The sequence below is a fragment of the Kitasatospora sp. CB01950 genome, from assembly GCF_001905465.1.
In the GTDB taxonomy this organism is placed as follows: Bacteria; Actinomycetota; Actinomycetes; order Streptomycetales; family Streptomycetaceae; genus Kitasatospora.
Genome location: NZ_LISX01000008.1, coordinates 153,024 through 168,850, shown reverse-complemented (window position 1 = coordinate 168,850; position 15,827 = coordinate 153,024). Strand labels below are relative to the sequence as shown.

The following is a 15,827-nucleotide window of genomic DNA, read 5'->3' as shown; positions in this document are numbered from 1 at the left end:
CCGCAGCGTCGCGCGCCGTCGGCGGAAGCCCCCCGGCGCATGGGCGCACTCCCGGCGGGAAACGGCGTGGGGGCGCGCGTTTGGCGATTCTCGCGCTCCGAGCGCCTGCTTGCAGGCCCCCCGGCATCGCAGTGTCTGATCTGGCCGACGTGATCGCGGTGGATCACCCCGAGCAGCGCAGGAGAAAAGCATGTCGGTCGAGACCGAGCACGCCCCCGAAGCCCAGGCGCCGGCACCGCAGAGCCTGAGCACCGCGGCGGCGCGCAACCTCGCCACCACGACCAAGTCCAAGCCGCAGATGCAGGAGATCAGCTCGCGCTGGCTGCTGCGCAAGCTGCCCTGGGTCCAGGTCTCGGCCGGCACCTACCGGGTCAACCGCCGGCTCAGCCACGCGGTCGGCCGCGGCCGGGTGTCCTTCGTGCAGACCGGCCGGGAGGTCAAGGTGGCGGGGCCCACCCTGACCGAAGTTCCGGTGCTGCGCGGCTTCGAGGACTACGCCGTCCTGAACCAGCTCGCCGACCGCTTCGTCCAGCGCGGCTTCGCCGCCGGCGAGGTGCTGGTCCAGGAGGGCACGCCGATCGGCGAGGTCTTCCTGATCGCGCACGGCAAGGTCGAACGGATCGGCACCGGCAAGTACGGCGACGACACCGTGCTCGCCGTGCACGCCGACGGCGACCACCTCGGCGACGAGGCGCTCAACACCGCCGACGGGCGCTGGCCGTACACCGTGAAGGCCGCCACCGCCGGCACCGCGATGTCGCTGCCCTGGGCGGCCTTCCAGGAGATCGTGGACCGCTCCCCGGCCCTGCAGGCGCAGATCGCCCTCTTCCAGGCCGGGCAGGCCGCCGAGCAGAACGAGCACGGCGAGGCCAGGATCGACATGTCGGCCGGCCACGAGGGCGAGTACCGGCTCCCCACCGCCTTCGTCGACTACGAACTCGGGCCGCGCGAGTACGAGTTGAGCGTCGCCCAGACGGTGCTGCGGGTGCACAGCCGGGTCGCCGACCTGTACAGCAAGCCGATGGACCAGACCGAGGAACAGCTGCGGCTGACCATCGAGGCGCTCCGCGAGCGCCAGGAGTACGAGATCGTCAACAACCCGGAGTTCGGGCTGCTCGCCAACTGCGCCTTCGACCAGCGGATCCAGACCCACGCCGGTGCGCCGAGCCCCGACGACCTGGACGAACTGCTCGCGATGCGCCGCGACACCGACTACCTGTTCGCCCACCCCAAGGCGATCGCCGCGTTCGGCCGGGAGGCCAACCGGCGCGGCGTCTACTTCTCCACCGCCGAGGTCAACGGCCACCGGGCGCCCGCCTGGCGCGGCGTCCCGCTGCTGCCCTGCAGCAAGATCCCGGTCCGCGGCGGCACCAGCTCGATCCTCGCGATGCGCACCGGCGAGCACAACCAGGGCGTGGTCGGCCTCACCCAGGTCAACATCCCCGACGAGGTCGAGCCCGGCCTGAACGTCCGCTTCATGGGCATCGACGAGAAGGCCGTCGTCAACTACCTGGTCTCCACGTACTACTCCGCCGCGATCCTGGTCCCCGACGCACTGGGCGTACTGGAGAACGTCGAGGTCGACCAGCCGCGGTCCTGACCGTCCCCCACGTCGAACAGAGGACCGACATGCCCTCACTGCTCACCCGGACGCTCGCCCCGCACGGCACCCACGAGCTGGCGGCGCTGGTCTCCGCCATCCTCACCCACCCCGAGCGCCCCGCCCCCGAGCGGCTCACCTGGCACGCCCCCGGCCCCACCGGCCTCGGCACCAGCGGCCTGCTCACCCACCGCCCGACCGTCCCCCACCAGGGCAAGGGCGCGACCGACGACATCGTCCGGGACGCCCCCGCCGCCCGGCCGATCACCAACGGCAAGGCCCCCGCGCTGTACTGCCCGCCCGCGGTGCGCGACGACCCGGCGCTCGGCGACCTGGTCAACGAGCGGCTGATCGAATGGGCCGAGGGGATCGGCATCTACCCCGGCCGCACCGACATGCTCCGCAAGGCCAACTTCGGCCGGCTGATGATGCTCGGCCACCCCGAGACCGACGACCCCGACCGGCTGCTCGCCGCCGCCAAGTGCGGCCTCTCCGAGTGGTCCGTGGACGACCACATCGTCGACGCCGAGGTCGAGGAAGCCCGGCACGAGGTGCTCGGCCAACGCCTGGCGATCTGCCACTCCACCATCGACCAGGCCCACCTGCCGCGCCGCTACGCCCCCCAACTGGAGGCGCACATCCAGCAGGACCCGGTCGCCAAGGCGCTCCGCTCCGCACTGGACGGCCTTGCCCCGTACGCCAGTTGGAACCAGGTCCGGCGGCTGCGGCACGAACTGGCGATCATGTTCGTGGCGTACGGCCAGGAAGGCATGTGGCACACCACCGGGCACCGCCCGCCGGTGTGGGAGTACCTGATGCACCGCCACGAGAACTCCTTCATCCCGTGCATGGTGCTGGTCGACGCGATCGCCGGCTACGAAGTCCCGCAGGCCGAGTTCGCCGACCCCGCCGTGCGCCGCGCCTTCACCCTGGCCGGCACCGCCACCGTGCTGATGAACGACCTGTACTCGATGGCCAAGGAAGACCCCGGCGACTTCAGCCTGCCGATGCTGATCGCCACCGAGGAGGGCTGCTCCCTGGAGGAGGCCGTCCAGCAGAGCGTGGCGATCCACGACGAACTGATGCACACCTTCGAGGCCGAGGCCTCCGCCCTCGCCCTGACCGGCTCGCCCGAGCTGCGCCGCTTCCTGGCCGGCACCTGGGCCTGGGTCGGCGGCAACCGCGAGTGGCATGCGGGCAGCGCCCGCTACCAGACCGACTGATCCCCCGTCACCGCCAGTTGAGGAGTACGCCGTACATGACCACCACCGTCCCGAGCGCCACCACCGTGCTGCGCACCGCGTTCCAGAAGTCGGTCGCGAACTACTGGAACCTGGAGAAGGACCCGGTCAACATCAAGCTCGGTGAGGTCGACGGCCTCTACCACCACCACTACGGCCTCGGCCCGGTCGACCCCTCGGTGTTCGAGGGCCCGGACGAGACCCGCGACGAGCGCATGATCGAGGAGATGCACCGGCTGGAGACCGCCCAGGCGGACGTGCTGCTCGACCACCTCGGCGACATCGCGCCCACCGACGCGCTGCTCGACGCCGGCTCCGGTCGCGGCGGCACCAGCATCATGGCCAACCTGCGCTTCGGCTGCGAGGTGGACGGCATCTCCATCTCCGAGCAGCAGGTCGCCTTCGCCAACGGGCAGGCGCACGAGCGCGGCATCGCCGACCGGGTCCGCTTCCACTTCCGCAACATGCTGGACACCGGCTTCGAGACCGCCTCCCGCCGGGCGATCTGGACCAACGAGACCACCATGTACGTGGACCTCTTCGAGGCGTTCGGCGAGTTCTCCCGCCTGCTCGCCCCCGGCGGCCGCTACGTCTGCATCACCGGCTGCTCCAACGACGTGATGGGCCTGCGCTCGAAGGCCGTCAGCCGGATCGACGAGCACTACATCTGCAACATCCACCCGCGCAGCCAGTACTTCAAGGCGCTGGCCGCGAACAACCTGGTGCCGATCAGCGTGGTCGACCTGACCGCCGACACCATCCCGTACTGGGAGCTGCGCGCCCGGTCCTCGGTGGCCACCGGCATCGAGGACCCGTTCCTGACGGCGTACAAGGAAGGCAGCTTCCACTACCTGATGATCGTCGCCGACCGGGTCTGACGGACCGCGTACGGACGGCGGGCCCGGGACGCCGCCCGGGCCCGCCGTCATGCCCTCGTGCCGTCACGCCGTCACGCCGTCAGCAGCATCGCCGACCGGCCGGTCAGCGTGACCTCGGTGACCGGGACCGGCGCCGGCGGGCCGGCCAGGGCGGTGTCGACCAGCGGGCGGTGCGGGCCGGGCAGGGTGAAGCGGCGCGGCTCCGCGTCCGCGTTCAGCAGCAGCAGGAAGTCGGCGTCGTGCACCTCCCGGCCGTGCTGGTCGCGCTCGGCCATCGCGGTGCCGGACAGCCGCATCGCCAGCGCGTGGGTCGGGGCGAACCAGTCCGCCTCGGTCATCTCCCGCCCCGCCGGGGTGAGCCAGCTCAAGTCCCGCGGGCCGTCCGGTGCGGCCGGGCGACCGGAGAAGAACGCCCGCTGCCGCAGCACCGGGTGGCTCCGGCGCAACCGGATCAGCCGGGCCGTCAGCTCGGCCAGCGACCGCCACTCGGGGTCGTCCAGCAGCGACCAGTCCAGCCAGCCGATCTCGTTGTCCTGGCAGTAGGCGTTGTTGTTGCCGCGCTGGGTGCGGCCCAGCTCGTCGCCCGCCGTCAGCATCGGCACGCCGCTGGACAGCAGCAGGGTGGTCAGCAGGTTGCGCAGCTGGCGCACCCGCAGCGCCCGGACCGCCGGGTCGGACGTCTCGCCCTCCCGGCCGTGGTTCCAGGAGCGGTTGTCGTCGGTGCCGTCCCGGTTGTCCTCGCCGTTGGCCAGGTTGTGCTTGCGGTCGTAGGAGACCAGGTCGCGCAGGGTGAAACCGTCGTGCGAGGTCACGTAGTTGACGGAGGCGTAGGGCCGTCGGCCGCCGCGCTGGTAGAGGTCCGAGGAGCCGGCGATCCGGGTGGCCAGCTCGCGGACGTCCGGCCGGGCGCCGCGCCAGAAGTCGCGCAGGGTGTCCCGGAAGCGGTCGTTCCACTCGCCCCACAGCGGGGGGAAGCCGCCCAGCTGGTAGCCGCCCGGGCCGACGTCCCACGGCTCGGCGATCAGCTTGACCCGGCTGAGCACCGGGTCCTGCGACACCGCGGCCAGGAACGGGTGCTCCATCTCCACCGCGTCGCTGCCGCGGGCCAGCGCCGCCGCCAGGTCGAAGCGGAAGCCGTCCACGCCCATCTCCTGCACCCAGTAGCGCAGCGAGTCGGTGACCAGCCGGATCACCTGCGGCCGGCGGGTGTCCAGGGTGTTGCCGCAGCCCGTGTAGTCGGCGTAGCCGCGGCGCGAGCGGTCCGGCCGGTAGTAGCCCGCGTTGTCGATGCCGCGGAAGGACAGCGCAGGGCCCATCACGCCCGACTCGGCGGTGTGGTTGTACACCACGTCGAGGATCACCTCGATGCCCGCCGCGTGCAGCGCCCGCACCATCCGCTTGAACTCGCCGACCTGCTGGCCCCGGCTGCCCGAGGACGAGTAGCCCGCGTGCGGGGCGAAGAAGCCCAGCGTGTTGTAGCCCCAGTAGTTGACCAGCCCGCGCTCCTGCAGGTGGTCCTCGCTGACGTGGTGGTGCACCGGCAGCAGCTCCACCGCCGTCACCCCGAGCCCGGTCAGGTGCGCGATCGCCGCCGGGTGCGCCAGGCCCGCGTAGGTGCCGCGCAGCCCGGGCGGGATGTCGGGGTGGCGCATGGTGAAGCCGCGCACGTGCAGCTCGTACAGCACCGTGTCGGCCCACGGCGTCTTCGGGCGCTGGTCGTCGTACCAGTCGTCGGCGTCGTGCACCACCACCGACCGGGGCACGTACGGCGCGGAGTCCCGGTCGTCCCGGACGGTGTCCGCGACGTCCCGCTCGGGCCAGTTGCGGACCGCCGAGCTCACCGCCTCGTGCGTGGTGCAGCCGCCGTCGATGGCGCGGGCGTACGGGTCGATCAGCAGCTTCGCCGGGTTGTGCCGGGCGCCCGTCCACGGGTCCCACCGGCCGTGCACCCGGAAGCCGTAGCGGGTGCCGGGCAGCACGCCCGGCAGGTAGCCGTGCCAGGTCTGGTAGGTCTGCTCGGTCAGCCGGTGCCGACTCTCCCGCCCGTCCTCGTCGAACAGGCAGACGTCGACGGCCTCCGCGCCCGGCGCCCAGAGCGCGAAGTTGGTGCCCCGGCCGCCCTCGCCGTCCGCCCGGAACCTGGCCCCGAGCGGCTGCCAGCTGCCCGGCCAGGGCAGCGCCCGGGCGGGCCGGGGCGCCGTGCCGTTCAGCCGGGCGGCCGCGCGCGCCTCCCGGTCGGTGCCCGTACCCAGCTCCTGCCACGCCGTCATGGCGAACCTCCCAGCCGTCCGGGGGCCCGTCCCCGTTCTTCCGGTTGTTCCCTGTACGACCGCGCACGTCACCCCGGGTCGGGCGAGGTGACGTACCGTGACCAATCCTGTGCCCAACGGAGCCGGGTGGGGAAACCATCCGGTCGTGTCCGGGAGCCGCGATCGGTCGTTGTGACCGGCATCGGGTGGTTTCGCACGACAGCGGGAGGACGGCATGCACGCCGCGGTACGGCTCTGGGCTCGACGGGCGGCCGCGGCCGGACTGGTCCTGCTGACCGGCTGCACCTGGCCGGGCTTCTCGTCCGACGGCGCCCCGCCGGTCTCCCGCGCCCAGCTCGCCGTCAGCCCCGCCGACGGCGCGCAGGGCGTCCCGGTGGACGGCGCGGTCAAGGTGACGGTCGCCCAGGGGCGACTGTTGGACGTCCGGTTGACCGACGACCGGGGCGCCGCGGTGCCCGGCACGCTCACCGCCGACGCCACCGCCTGGACGCCCGACGCCCGGCTCGCCACCGCCACCGCCTACACCCTGGACGCCACCGCGGAGGACTCCGACGGCCAACGCGCCGTCCAGCACGCCGGGTTCGCCACCGTGCCGCCCGAGCACGCCTTCGTCGCCTTCTTCACCCCCGAGGACGGCTCCACCGTCGGCGTCGGCATGCCCGTGTCGCTGCGCTTCTCCCGCCCGGTCCAGAACCGGGCCGCCGTCGAACAGGCCGTCGCCGTCACCGCCGACCCGCCGCAGGAGATCGCCGGCCACTGGTTCGGCGACCAGCGCCTCGACTTCCGCCCGCACGCCTACTGGCCGCCCGGTACGAAGGTCACCCTCGGGCTGCGGCTCAAGGACGTCGAGGCCGCGCCCGGCTACCTCGGCACCCAGACCAAGGACGTGCACTTCACCGTCGGCCGCGCCCTGATCGCCGCCGTCGACCTGGACCGGCACCTGATGACCGTCCATCAGGACGGCCACCTGCTGCGCACCCTGGAGGTCAGCGGCGGCAGCCCCGAGCACACCACCTACCTGGGCACCATGGTGGTCTCCGAGCGCTTCGAGGTGACCCGGATGAACTCGCAGACCGTCGGCCTCGGCGACGAGTACGACATCAAGGACGTCCCGCACGCGCTGCGGCTGACCGCCTCCGGGACCTTCGTGCACGGCAACTACTGGACCGACCGGGCCGTGTTCGGGGCCGCCAACACCAGCCACGGCTGCATCGGCCTGGCCGACAGCAAGGGCGGCAACGCCAACACCCCGGCCGGCTGGCTGTTCCGGCACGCCCTGGTCGGCGACGTGGTGGAGGTGCGCGGCTCGCACGGCGACCGGGTCTCGCCCGACAACGGCCTGAACGGGTGGAACCTCCCCTGGGCGCAGTGGACGGTCGGACGGCCGACGGCAGTTCACTGAACGGGCACTCGGCTCCCTCCGAAGATTCACTCAGCTTCGCCGGTTATCCTTGCCCCCGCGCGCGCCCGAAACTGACTTCGGGGACGCGGTGGGCGCAGCGGATCCGGCGGAGCCGACTCCGGGCGCCCCACGGGTATCGCTGTGCAGACCTGGAGGGGAGCAGCGCGGTGGAGGCGGTTCAGAAGGCCGGGTCCGGGATAGTCGGGGCCGGGAACGGGCGGCGGGTGCGTCGGGCGGCGGCGGCCCTGCTGGTGGGCGGCGTCATGCTGCTCGGGACGGCCTGCAGCAGTGGCGGCGGCGGCTCGACCGACGCCAAGGGCGGCGGCGGTTCCTCGTCCGCGTCGGACGCCCCGGCGAAGGTGTCGACCGCCCAGCTGACGGTCACTCCGGCCGACGGCGCGGCCGACGTGGCGCCCAAGGACGGTCTCCAGGTGGCGGTGGCCGGCGGCAAGCTGACGACCGTCGCGGTGACCGACAAGAACGGCAAGGCGGTGGCCGGCGAGATCGCCGCCGACGGCCTGAGCTGGAAGCCCACCGAGCAGCTGACGGTCGGCACCACGTACACGGTGAACGCGCAGGCGGTGGACCAGGCCGGCCTGGTGGCCGCCTCCACCAGCACCTTCACCACGCTGACCCCGGCCAAGAAGGTCGCCACCAACGACAACATCGCCGACAACGGCACCTACGGCGTCGGCATGATCGTCTCGGTGAACTTCAGCAAGGCGGTCAAGAACAAGGACGCGGTGCTGGCGGGCATCACCGTCGAGGGCTCGGACGGCACGGTCGCCAAGGGCCACTGGTTCGGCACCTCCCGGCTGGACTTCCGGCCGGAGAACTACTGGAAGCCGGGCACCAAGGTGACCGTCAAGTACCGGCTGAAGAACGTCGAGGTCGCGCCCGGCGTGTACGGCGACGTCGACAAGGACGAGCCGTTCACCATCGGCCGCTACCAGGTCTCCACGGTGGACGCCGCGACCCACATGATGACGGTCTCGCGCGGCGGCGGCGACACCCAGTCCGTCCCGATCACGGCGGGCAACGACCAGAACCCGTCCTGGAACGGCACCATGGTGATCTCCACCAAGGAGAAGGTCACCCGGATGAACTCGGCGACGGTGTCCAACGTCAAGGGCGACGAGTACGACGTCCCGGACGTGCCGCACGCGATGCGGCTGACCACCTCCGGCACGTACGTGCACGGCAACTACTGGGGCAGCGCGTTCGGCAAGTCGAACGCCAGCCACGGCTGCATCGGCGTCTCCGACGCCAAGGGCGGCAGCGACAGTTCGGCCGCCGGCAAGTTTTTCAACTCGTCGATCGTCGGCGATGTGGTGAAAATCGTGAACTCCAAGGGCCAGACCGTCTCCGGGGACAACGGCCTCAGCGGCTGGACCGTCCCGTGGAGCAAGTGGTAGCCGATCCCAACCCACAGTGACGGCCCGGCGGTTCGCACCCGCCGGGCCGTCGGCCGTTCGTGACCGTACCGGGACACTCGCCGCGCAACGTTTCGCCCGGTCGACCCGTCATATGAAGCGAAAGACCTGTCAGCCGACAGGCAGGTGTGTGGGGAGAGCGGAACGTGAAGGCTATACGCGGGGGTTACGCGCTGGGTGCGCTCGCAGGCGCCCTGGTGCTGATGGCCACGACCGGCTGCAGTACGGACCCGGCCAAGGCGGACAGCCCGAAGGCGGCCGCCAGTTCGGCCAAGCCGACCGTGTCGGCCGCGACCATCGCCATCGAACCCGCCAACGGCGCCACCGACGTCAAGACCTCCGGCGCGGTCAAGGTCTCCGCCAACGGCGGCAAGCTGACCTCGGTCAAGGTCACCGGCCCCGACGGCGTCGAGGTGCAGGGTGCGCTGGCCTCCGACGGCACCTCGTGGACGCCCAGCAGCAACCTCAAGATCTCCACCGCCTACACGGTGGACGCGCTCGCCGAGGACCCCCAGAGCGTGGTCGCCAACGCGCGCTCCACCTTCACCACCCTCACCCCCGAGAAGGACGCCGGCGTCAGCGACAACATCGCCGACAACGAGCAGTACGGCGTCGGCATGATCGTCTCGGTCCGGTTCAACCGGGCGGTCAAGAACAAGGACGCGGTGGCGGCCGGCATCACCTTCGAGGCCTCGGACGGCACCGTGGTCAGGGGCCACTGGTTCAACGAGAAGCGGCTCGACTTCCGCCCGGAGAAGTACTGGAGCCCCAACACCAAGGTCACCATCCACTACAAGCTCAAGGACGTGGAGACCGCCCCCGGCGTGTACGGCGGCGTCGACAAGGACGAGCCGTTCACCATCGGCCGCTCCCAGATCTCCACCGCCGACGTCAACACCCACCGGATGAAGGTCGAGCGCGACGGCCAGCAGACCGATTCGATCGCGTTCACCGCGGGCAAGCCCGGCTACGACACCTGGGGCGGCTCGATGGTCGTCGAGGGGATGGAGGGCACCACCCGGATGACCTCCGCCGGCGTCACCAAGGCGGGGTCCGGCGACGAATACGATCTGGTGGTTCCGCATGCCATCCGGTTGACCGACACCGGCACCTACGTGCACGGAAACTACTGGGGCGCGGGCGTCATCGGCGTCTCCAACGGCAGCCACGGCTGCATCGGCCTGACCGACGTCCAGGGCGGCAGCGCGAGCAGCTCGGCGGGCAAGTTCTACGCCTCCACGCTGGTCGGCGACGTGATCACGGTGGTCAACTCCAAGGGCGCGACGGTCGACCCGGCCAACGGACTGGGCGGCTGGAACCTCTCCTGGGCCAAGTGGTGATCGTCGGGCACCAGTTCGGTTGCTGACGGCATATGCCAGAAGGGCCGTGATCGTTTGCTCATTGTCCGTACGCGGCCGCCCACGTTCCGCAATGATGGGCCCCATGGCGGGATGGGGCGAAGCGGAACGGGCATCACTTTCCTTGGTCGGCACCCGCGGTGACGGCCCCTCGGGGGTCGGAGCCGCGAGTCTCGGCACCGCAGTGGTGCTCGCCGACCTGGAACGGATGACCGCGGACGAGATGGAGCACGTCTTCCTCGGCGTGCTCGGCGATCCCGACGCCGCGGAGGAGGTGCGACTGCCTTCCCGCCCCGAGTCGGCCGGGGTCGCGCGGCGGCTGGTGCTCTCGGTCCTGGCGGCCTGGAACCTCCACCACCTGCTGGAGGTCGGGGAGTTGCTCACCGGCGAACTGGTCGCCAACGCGGTGCGGCACGCCGGCGGGCGGATGATCGGGCTGAGGCTGGTACGGCGGCCCGGCTGGCTGCGGATCGAAGTCCGGGACTCCTCGCGGGCGTTGCCCTGCCTGATCGTCGCGCCCGAGACCGGCCGCTACCAGAGCGGCCACGGCCTGCGTGTGGTCGACGAACTCTCCGACCGCTGGGGGGCCGATCTGCTGCCGCGTGGCAAGGGCGTCTGGTTCGAGATGCGCACCCGGGACCGAACCACCGCGCTCTGACACTTTTTTCTGCCCACAAACGATGCGGGGCCCCTGTCCGCTTTTGTTCGCGGTCCGGGGCCCCTGCGCGTCACCCGGCAGCCAAGGGGGTGCGTGCCGCCGGATGGGAAGTGGTCGGGCGGTCACGCCCGACACGCATAACTATCGCACGCCGCAACCCCAAAAACAAGTCGAAACCAAGGCGTGCGCCATGCTCAACCTTAGGATTCCAGGTGGCCTCCGGATCATCTCATGATCCGGACGCCACCTGCCAGCCCTCGAAGGTCCCGGGACCCGGGACCTTCGAGCTATGTCCGAACGGTGTCGGACTCAGCACTCGATGACGTTGACCGCGAGGCCGCCGCGCGAGGTCTCCTTGTACTTGATCTTCATGTCGGCACCGGTCTCCTTCATGGTCTTGATGGCCTTGTCGAGGGAGACGTGGTGGCGGCCGTCGCCGCGGAGGGCCATCCGGGCGGCGGTGATGGCCTTGACGGAGGCCATGCCGTTGCGCTCGATGCAGGGGATCTGGACGAGGCCGCCGACCGGGTCGCAGGTGAGGCCGAGGTTGTGCTCGATGCCGATCTCGGCGGCGTTCTCGACCTGCTCGGGGGTGCCGCCGAGGACCTCGGCGAGGCCGCCGGCGGCCATCGAGCAGGCGGAGCCGACCTCGCCCTGGCAGCCGACCTCGGCGCCGGAGATGGAGGCGTTCTCCTTGAAGAGCATGCCGATCGCGCCGGCCGCGAGGAGGAAGCGGACGATGCCGTCCTCGTCCGCGCCCGGGATGAAGTTCAGGTAGTAGTGCAGGACGGCGGGGATGATGCCGGCGGCGCCGTTGGTGGGGGCGGTGACGACGCGGCGGCCGGAGGCGTTCTCCTCGTTGACGGCCATCGCGTAGAGGGTGACCCACTCCATCGCGTTGCCGGGGCCGATGCCCTCGGCGCGCATCGCGCGGGCGGCGGACGCGGCGCGGCGGCGGACCTTGAGCCCGCCCGGCAGGATGCCCTCGCGGGACATGCCGGCCGCCACGCACTCCTTCATGACGGCCCAGATCTCCAGCAGGCCGGCCCGGATCTCCGCCTCGGTACGCCAGGCCTTCTCGTTCTCCAGCATCAGGCCGGAGATGGACAGGCCGGTCTCCCGGGTGAGGCGCAGCAGTTCCTCGCCGGTGCGGAAGGGGTGGCGCAGCGCGGTGTCGTCGGGCTTGATCCGGGCCTCGCCGATCGCGTCCTCGTCGACCACGAAGCCGCCGCCGACGGAGTAGTAGGTCTTCTCCAGCAGGACGGCGCCGGTGGCGTCGTACGCCCACAGGGCCATGCCGTTGGCGTGGTAGGGCAGGGCCTTGCGGCGGTGCAGGACGAGTTCGGTGTCGGGGTCGAAGGCGATCTCGCGGCGGCCCACCAGGTTGAGCCGCTTGGTGGCGCGGATCCGTTCGACGTCCAGGTCGGCCTGGTCGACGTCGACGGTGCGCGGGGAGTTGTTCTCCAGGCCGAGCAGGACGGCCTTGGGGGTGCCGTGGCCGTGGCCGGTGGCGCCGAGGGAGCCGTACAGCTCGGCGCGGAGCGAGGCGACCTGGTCGAGGAGTCCCTCGGAGGCGAGCCGGCGGGCGAACATCCGGGCGGCGCGCATCGGGCCGACGGTGTGCGAGGAGGACGGTCCGATACCGACGGAGAAGAGGTCGAAGACGCTGATGGCCACGGGGTGACGTCCTTGTCTGGTCTCGTGGAGTGGTCCGTCCGGTGGGACGGGGGCGGCGCATGGAACGGGGCACCGCGCACGTTCCAGTGTGCGCGGTGCCCCGGGGTTTCCGGGCGGCCGCCGGGTGCCGGCGGACGCGGGGAAGGGTTACAGCTCGGGGTACAGCGGGTGCTTGGCGGCGAGCACGGTCACCCGGCCCTTGAGCGACTCGGCCTTGGCCTCGTCGAAGCCCGGCTTCAGGGTCTCCGCGATGATGTCGGCGACCTCACGGAAGTCCTCGGTGTCGAAGCCGCGGGTGGCGAGCGCCGGGGTGCCGATGCGCAGACCCGAGGTGACCATCGGCGGGCGAGGGTCGTTCGGGACGGCGTTGCGGTTGACGGTGATGCCGACCTCGTGCAGGCGGTCCTCGGCGTCCTGGCCGTTGAGCTCGCTGTTGCGCAGGTCCACCAGGACCAGGTGCACGTCGGTGCCGCCGGAGAGGACGGAGACGCCGGAGGCGGTCACGTCGTCCTGCAGCAGGCGCTCGGCGAGCAGCTTCGCGCCCTCCAGGGTACGGCGCTGGCGGTCCTTGAACTCGTCGGTGGCCGCGACCTTGAAGGCCACCGCCTTGCCGGCGATGACGTGCTCCAGCGGGCCGCCCTGCTGGCCGGGGAAGACCGCAGAGTTGATCTTCTTGGCGAACTCGGCCTTGGACAGGATGACGCCGCCGCGCGGGCCGCCCAGGGTCTTGTGGGTGGTGGTGGTGACCACGTCCGCGTACGGCACCGGGGAGGGGTGCAGACCGGCGGCGACCAGGCCGGCGAAGTGCGCCATGTCGACCATCAGCAGGGCGCCGACCTCGTCCGCGATGCGGCGGAACTCGGCGAAGTCCAGCTGGCGCGGGTAGGCGGACCAGCCGGCGATGATCAGCTTGGGCTGGTGCTCCTTGGCGAGGCGCTCGACCTCGGCCATGTCGACCTGGCCGCTCTTCTCGTCCACGTGGTACGCGGCCACGTTGTAGAGCTTGCCGGAGAAGTTGATCTTCATGCCGTGGGTCAGGTGACCGCCGTGGGCCAGGCTCAGGCCCAGGATGGTGTCGCCCGGCTGGATCAGCGCGAACATCGCCGCGGCGTTCGCCTGCGCGCCGGAGTGCGGCTGCACGTTGGCGTGCTCGGCGCCGAACAGCTCCTTGACCCGGTCGATCGCGATCTGCTCGACCACGTCGACGTGCTCGCAGCCGCCGTAGTAACGGCGGCCGGGGTAGCCCTCGGCGTACTTGTTGGTGAGCACCGAGCCCTGGGCCTCCATGACCGCCACCGGGGCGAAGTTCTCGGAGGCGATCATTTCCAGGGTGGTCTGCTGGCGGTGCAGCTCGGCGTCGACCGCGGCGGCGATCTCCGGGTCGAGCGCGTGGAGGGACTGGTTGAGAACCGTCATGAGGGGGTCTCCCGGTCAGGCGCCGGTGAAGGCGGTGTAGCCGTCGGCGTCGAGCAGCTCGTCGGTCGCCGTGGCCCGGACCTTGAACAGCCAACCGCCCTCGAAGGGCTCCGAGTTGACCAGGGCCGGGTCGTCGATGACCTCCTGGTTGACCTCGGTGACCTCGCCGGTGGCGGGGGAGAAGAGGTCGCTGACCGACTTGGTGGACTCGAGCTCGCCACAGGTCTCACCCGCGGTGACGGTGTCGCCGACATTCGGGAGCTGGACGTAGACGATGTCGCCGAGGGCGTCCGCGGCGTGCGCGGTGATGCCGATCGTCGACACCCCGTCCACGGCGGCCGTAAGCCACTCGTGCTCCTTGGTGTACTGCAGGTGCGTGGGGTTGCTCATGACGTCATTCTCCAGGATCGCGGGAGGGGAGGGCACGGCCGTCCGCTGGGCGGACGAACCGGAAAGAACTGCTCGAACAGCAGGTGAAGGACCGAGGGAGGGTCAGCGGGCGCGCTTGTAGAACGGCAGCGCGACGACCTGGACCGGCTCGGCCTTGCCGCGGACGTCCACGGCGACGGTGGCGCCCGGTTCGGCGTGCGCGGCGTCCACGTACGCGATGGCGATCGGCTTGCCCAGGGTCGGGGAGGGCGAGCCGGAGGTGATCCGGCCGATCGCGGCGCCCTCGGCGTCCACCACGGCGTACTCGGCGCGCGGGACGCGGCGGCCCTCGGAGACCAGGCCGACCAGCTTGCGCGGGGGGTTGGCCTCGGCCGCCGCGGCGGCCTCCTCCAGGGCCTTGCGGCCGACGAACTCGCCGTTGTTGGTGGTCTTGTCGAAACGCACCACGCGGCCCAGGCCGGCGTCGAACGGGGTCAGCTCGGTGGACAGCTCGTGCCCGTACAGCGGCATGCCGGCCTCCAGGCGCAGCGTGTCGCGGCAGGACAGGCCGCACGGGACGAGGCCCTCGGCGGTGCCGGCCCCGGTCAGCGCGGTCCACAGGTGCTCGGCGTCGGCGGGGGCGCAGAAGACCTCGAAGCCGTCCTCGCCGGTGTAGCCGGTGCGGGCCAGCCAGACCTGACGGTCCGCCACGGTGGCGGGCAGCAGCGCGTAGTACTTGAGGCCGGGCAGGTCGGCGTCGGTGAGCTTGGCCAGGATGCCGTTGGCCTCGGGGCCCTGGACGGCGAGCAGCGCGTAGGCGTCGCAGTCGTCGCGGACGGTGGCGTCGAAGCCGGCCGCGCGCTCGGTCAGGGCGTCCAGCACGACCTGGGCGTTGGAGGCGTTGGCGACCACCAGGTACTCGTTCTCCGCGGTGCGGTAGACGATCAGGTCGTCCAGGATGCCGCCGTCCTCGCGGCAGATCATGGTGTAGCGGGCGCGCAGCACGCCGAGCGCGGAGATGAAGCCGACCAGGGCGTGGTCGAGCAGTTCGCCGGCCTGCGGGCCGGAGACGGTGATCTCGCCCATGTGCGACAGGTCGAACAGGCCGGCCCTGGTGCGGACCGCGAGGTGCTCCTCGCGCTCGCTGCCGTAGCGTAGCGGCATGTCCCAGCCCGCGAAGTCGGTCATGGTGGCGCCGAGCGAGCGGTGCAGCGCGTCGAGCGCGGTGAGGCGGAGGGACACGACAGGACTCCCGGGATCTGGAAACGGGCAGGCTGGGGCGAATCTCCCCGTCTGTCGTCGAACCTGAGAGCTTCACCGCATCCCGGACAGGATGGCGGTTTGCACCGTGGGTGGGCGCACGGCACGGCCGTGTCCACTTTCCAGATCTGCCTCGCCCGTGCGGTAGGGGGGCCTGAGAGATTCCGGGGAGGACTTGCTCCTTCGGCGCCGGTCGCGACCGGGTGACGGTCGTTCCGGCTCTCCCGCGCGGGTTCGAGCGGCCGGTATGAAGTTTTGGGCGGGC

Annotated in this window: 12 protein-coding genes and 1 riboswitch; of the genes, 7 read left to right on the top strand and 5 right to left on the bottom strand. The window is 71.3% G+C overall.

What is annotated here, in order from left to right:
• The first annotated feature begins 190 nt into the window (after positions 1 to 190).
• Genes AMK19_RS21240 through AMK19_RS21230 form a run of 3 tightly spaced genes read left to right on the top strand, consistent with a single transcriptional unit; the run spans position 191 to position 3,719 of the window.
• Positions 191 to 1,600 (top strand): family 2B encapsulin nanocompartment shell protein, encoded by a 1,410-nt coding sequence (locus AMK19_RS21240; RefSeq protein WP_073814123.1) that lies wholly within the window; start codon positions 191 to 193, stop codon positions 1,598 to 1,600.
• Positions 1,601 to 1,629: 29 nt separating this feature from the next.
• Complete coding sequence (locus tag AMK19_RS21235) at positions 1,630 to 2,823, top strand: family 2 encapsulin nanocompartment cargo protein terpene cyclase (protein ID WP_073814121.1); 1,194 nt, start codon at positions 1,630 to 1,632, stop codon at positions 2,821 to 2,823.
• Positions 2,824 to 2,858: 35 nt separating this feature from the next.
• A complete protein-coding gene (locus AMK19_RS21230) occupies positions 2,859 to 3,719 on the top strand; it encodes a geranyl diphosphate 2-C-methyltransferase (protein ID WP_073814119.1) in 861 nt (286 codons plus the stop codon).
• Between the two features lie 71 nt (positions 3,720 to 3,790).
• Here the strand turns inward: AMK19_RS21230 and glgX are convergent, their stop codons facing one another.
• Positions 3,791 to 5,989 carry a glycogen debranching protein GlgX gene (gene glgX, locus AMK19_RS21225; protein WP_073814117.1) on the bottom strand — a complete coding sequence of 733 codons (2,199 nt, stop codon included), beginning with the start codon at positions 5,987 to 5,989 and terminating at the stop codon, positions 3,791 to 3,793.
• Positions 5,990 to 6,203: 214 nt separating this feature from the next.
• Between glgX and AMK19_RS21220 the strand changes: the two genes are divergently transcribed.
• The 4 genes from AMK19_RS21220 (at position 6,204) to AMK19_RS21205 (ending at position 10,840) form a co-directional block, all read left to right on the top strand.
• Positions 6,204 to 7,391, top strand: a complete 1,188-nt coding sequence (locus AMK19_RS21220; protein ID WP_073814115.1) for a L,D-transpeptidase — start codon at positions 6,204 to 6,206, stop codon at positions 7,389 to 7,391.
• A gap of 167 nt (positions 7,392 to 7,558) precedes the next feature.
• Complete coding sequence (locus AMK19_RS21215; protein WP_073814113.1) at positions 7,559 to 8,806, top strand: L,D-transpeptidase; 1,248 nt, start codon at positions 7,559 to 7,561, stop codon at positions 8,804 to 8,806.
• A 164-nt stretch (positions 8,807 to 8,970) separates the two neighbouring features.
• The gene (locus tag AMK19_RS21210; protein ID WP_083647159.1) at positions 8,971 to 10,164 is read left to right on the top strand and encodes a L,D-transpeptidase; all 1,194 of its coding nucleotides are present in this window, start codon (positions 8,971 to 8,973) and stop codon (positions 10,162 to 10,164) included.
• Between the two features lie 103 nt (positions 10,165 to 10,267).
• Positions 10,268 to 10,840 carry an ATP-binding protein gene (locus AMK19_RS21205; protein ID WP_443135030.1) on the top strand — a complete coding sequence of 191 codons (573 nt, stop codon included), beginning with the start codon at positions 10,268 to 10,270 and terminating at the stop codon, positions 10,838 to 10,840.
• 309 nt (positions 10,841 to 11,149) lie between these two features.
• Here AMK19_RS21205 and AMK19_RS21200 read toward each other — a convergent pair whose 3' ends face one another.
• The 4 genes from AMK19_RS21200 to gcvT all read right to left on the bottom strand — a co-directional run bounded on the left by AMK19_RS21200 (position 11,150) and on the right by gcvT (position 15,544).
• Positions 11,150 to 12,517 carry an L-serine ammonia-lyase gene (locus AMK19_RS21200; RefSeq protein ID WP_073814109.1) on the bottom strand — a complete coding sequence of 456 codons (1,368 nt, stop codon included), beginning with the start codon at positions 12,515 to 12,517 and terminating at the stop codon, positions 11,150 to 11,152.
• Positions 12,518 to 12,664: 147 nt separating this feature from the next.
• Positions 12,665 to 13,933 carry a serine hydroxymethyltransferase gene (gene glyA / locus AMK19_RS21195; protein ID WP_073814107.1) on the bottom strand — a complete coding sequence of 423 codons (1,269 nt, stop codon included), beginning with the start codon at positions 13,931 to 13,933 and terminating at the stop codon, positions 12,665 to 12,667.
• A 15-nt stretch (positions 13,934 to 13,948) separates the two neighbouring features.
• Positions 13,949 to 14,323 carry a glycine cleavage system protein GcvH gene (gene gcvH, locus AMK19_RS21190; RefSeq protein ID WP_073814105.1) on the bottom strand — a complete coding sequence of 125 codons (375 nt, stop codon included), beginning with the start codon at positions 14,321 to 14,323 and terminating at the stop codon, positions 13,949 to 13,951.
• 102 nt (positions 14,324 to 14,425) lie between these two features.
• The gene (gene gcvT / locus AMK19_RS21185) at positions 14,426 to 15,544 is read right to left on the bottom strand and encodes a glycine cleavage system aminomethyltransferase GcvT (protein ID WP_073814103.1); all 1,119 of its coding nucleotides are present in this window, start codon (positions 15,542 to 15,544) and stop codon (positions 14,426 to 14,428) included.
• A gap of 150 nt (positions 15,545 to 15,694) precedes the next feature.
• A riboswitch (glycine riboswitch) is annotated at positions 15,695 to 15,799 on the bottom strand.
• Between the last annotated feature and the right edge of the window lie 28 nt (positions 15,800 to 15,827).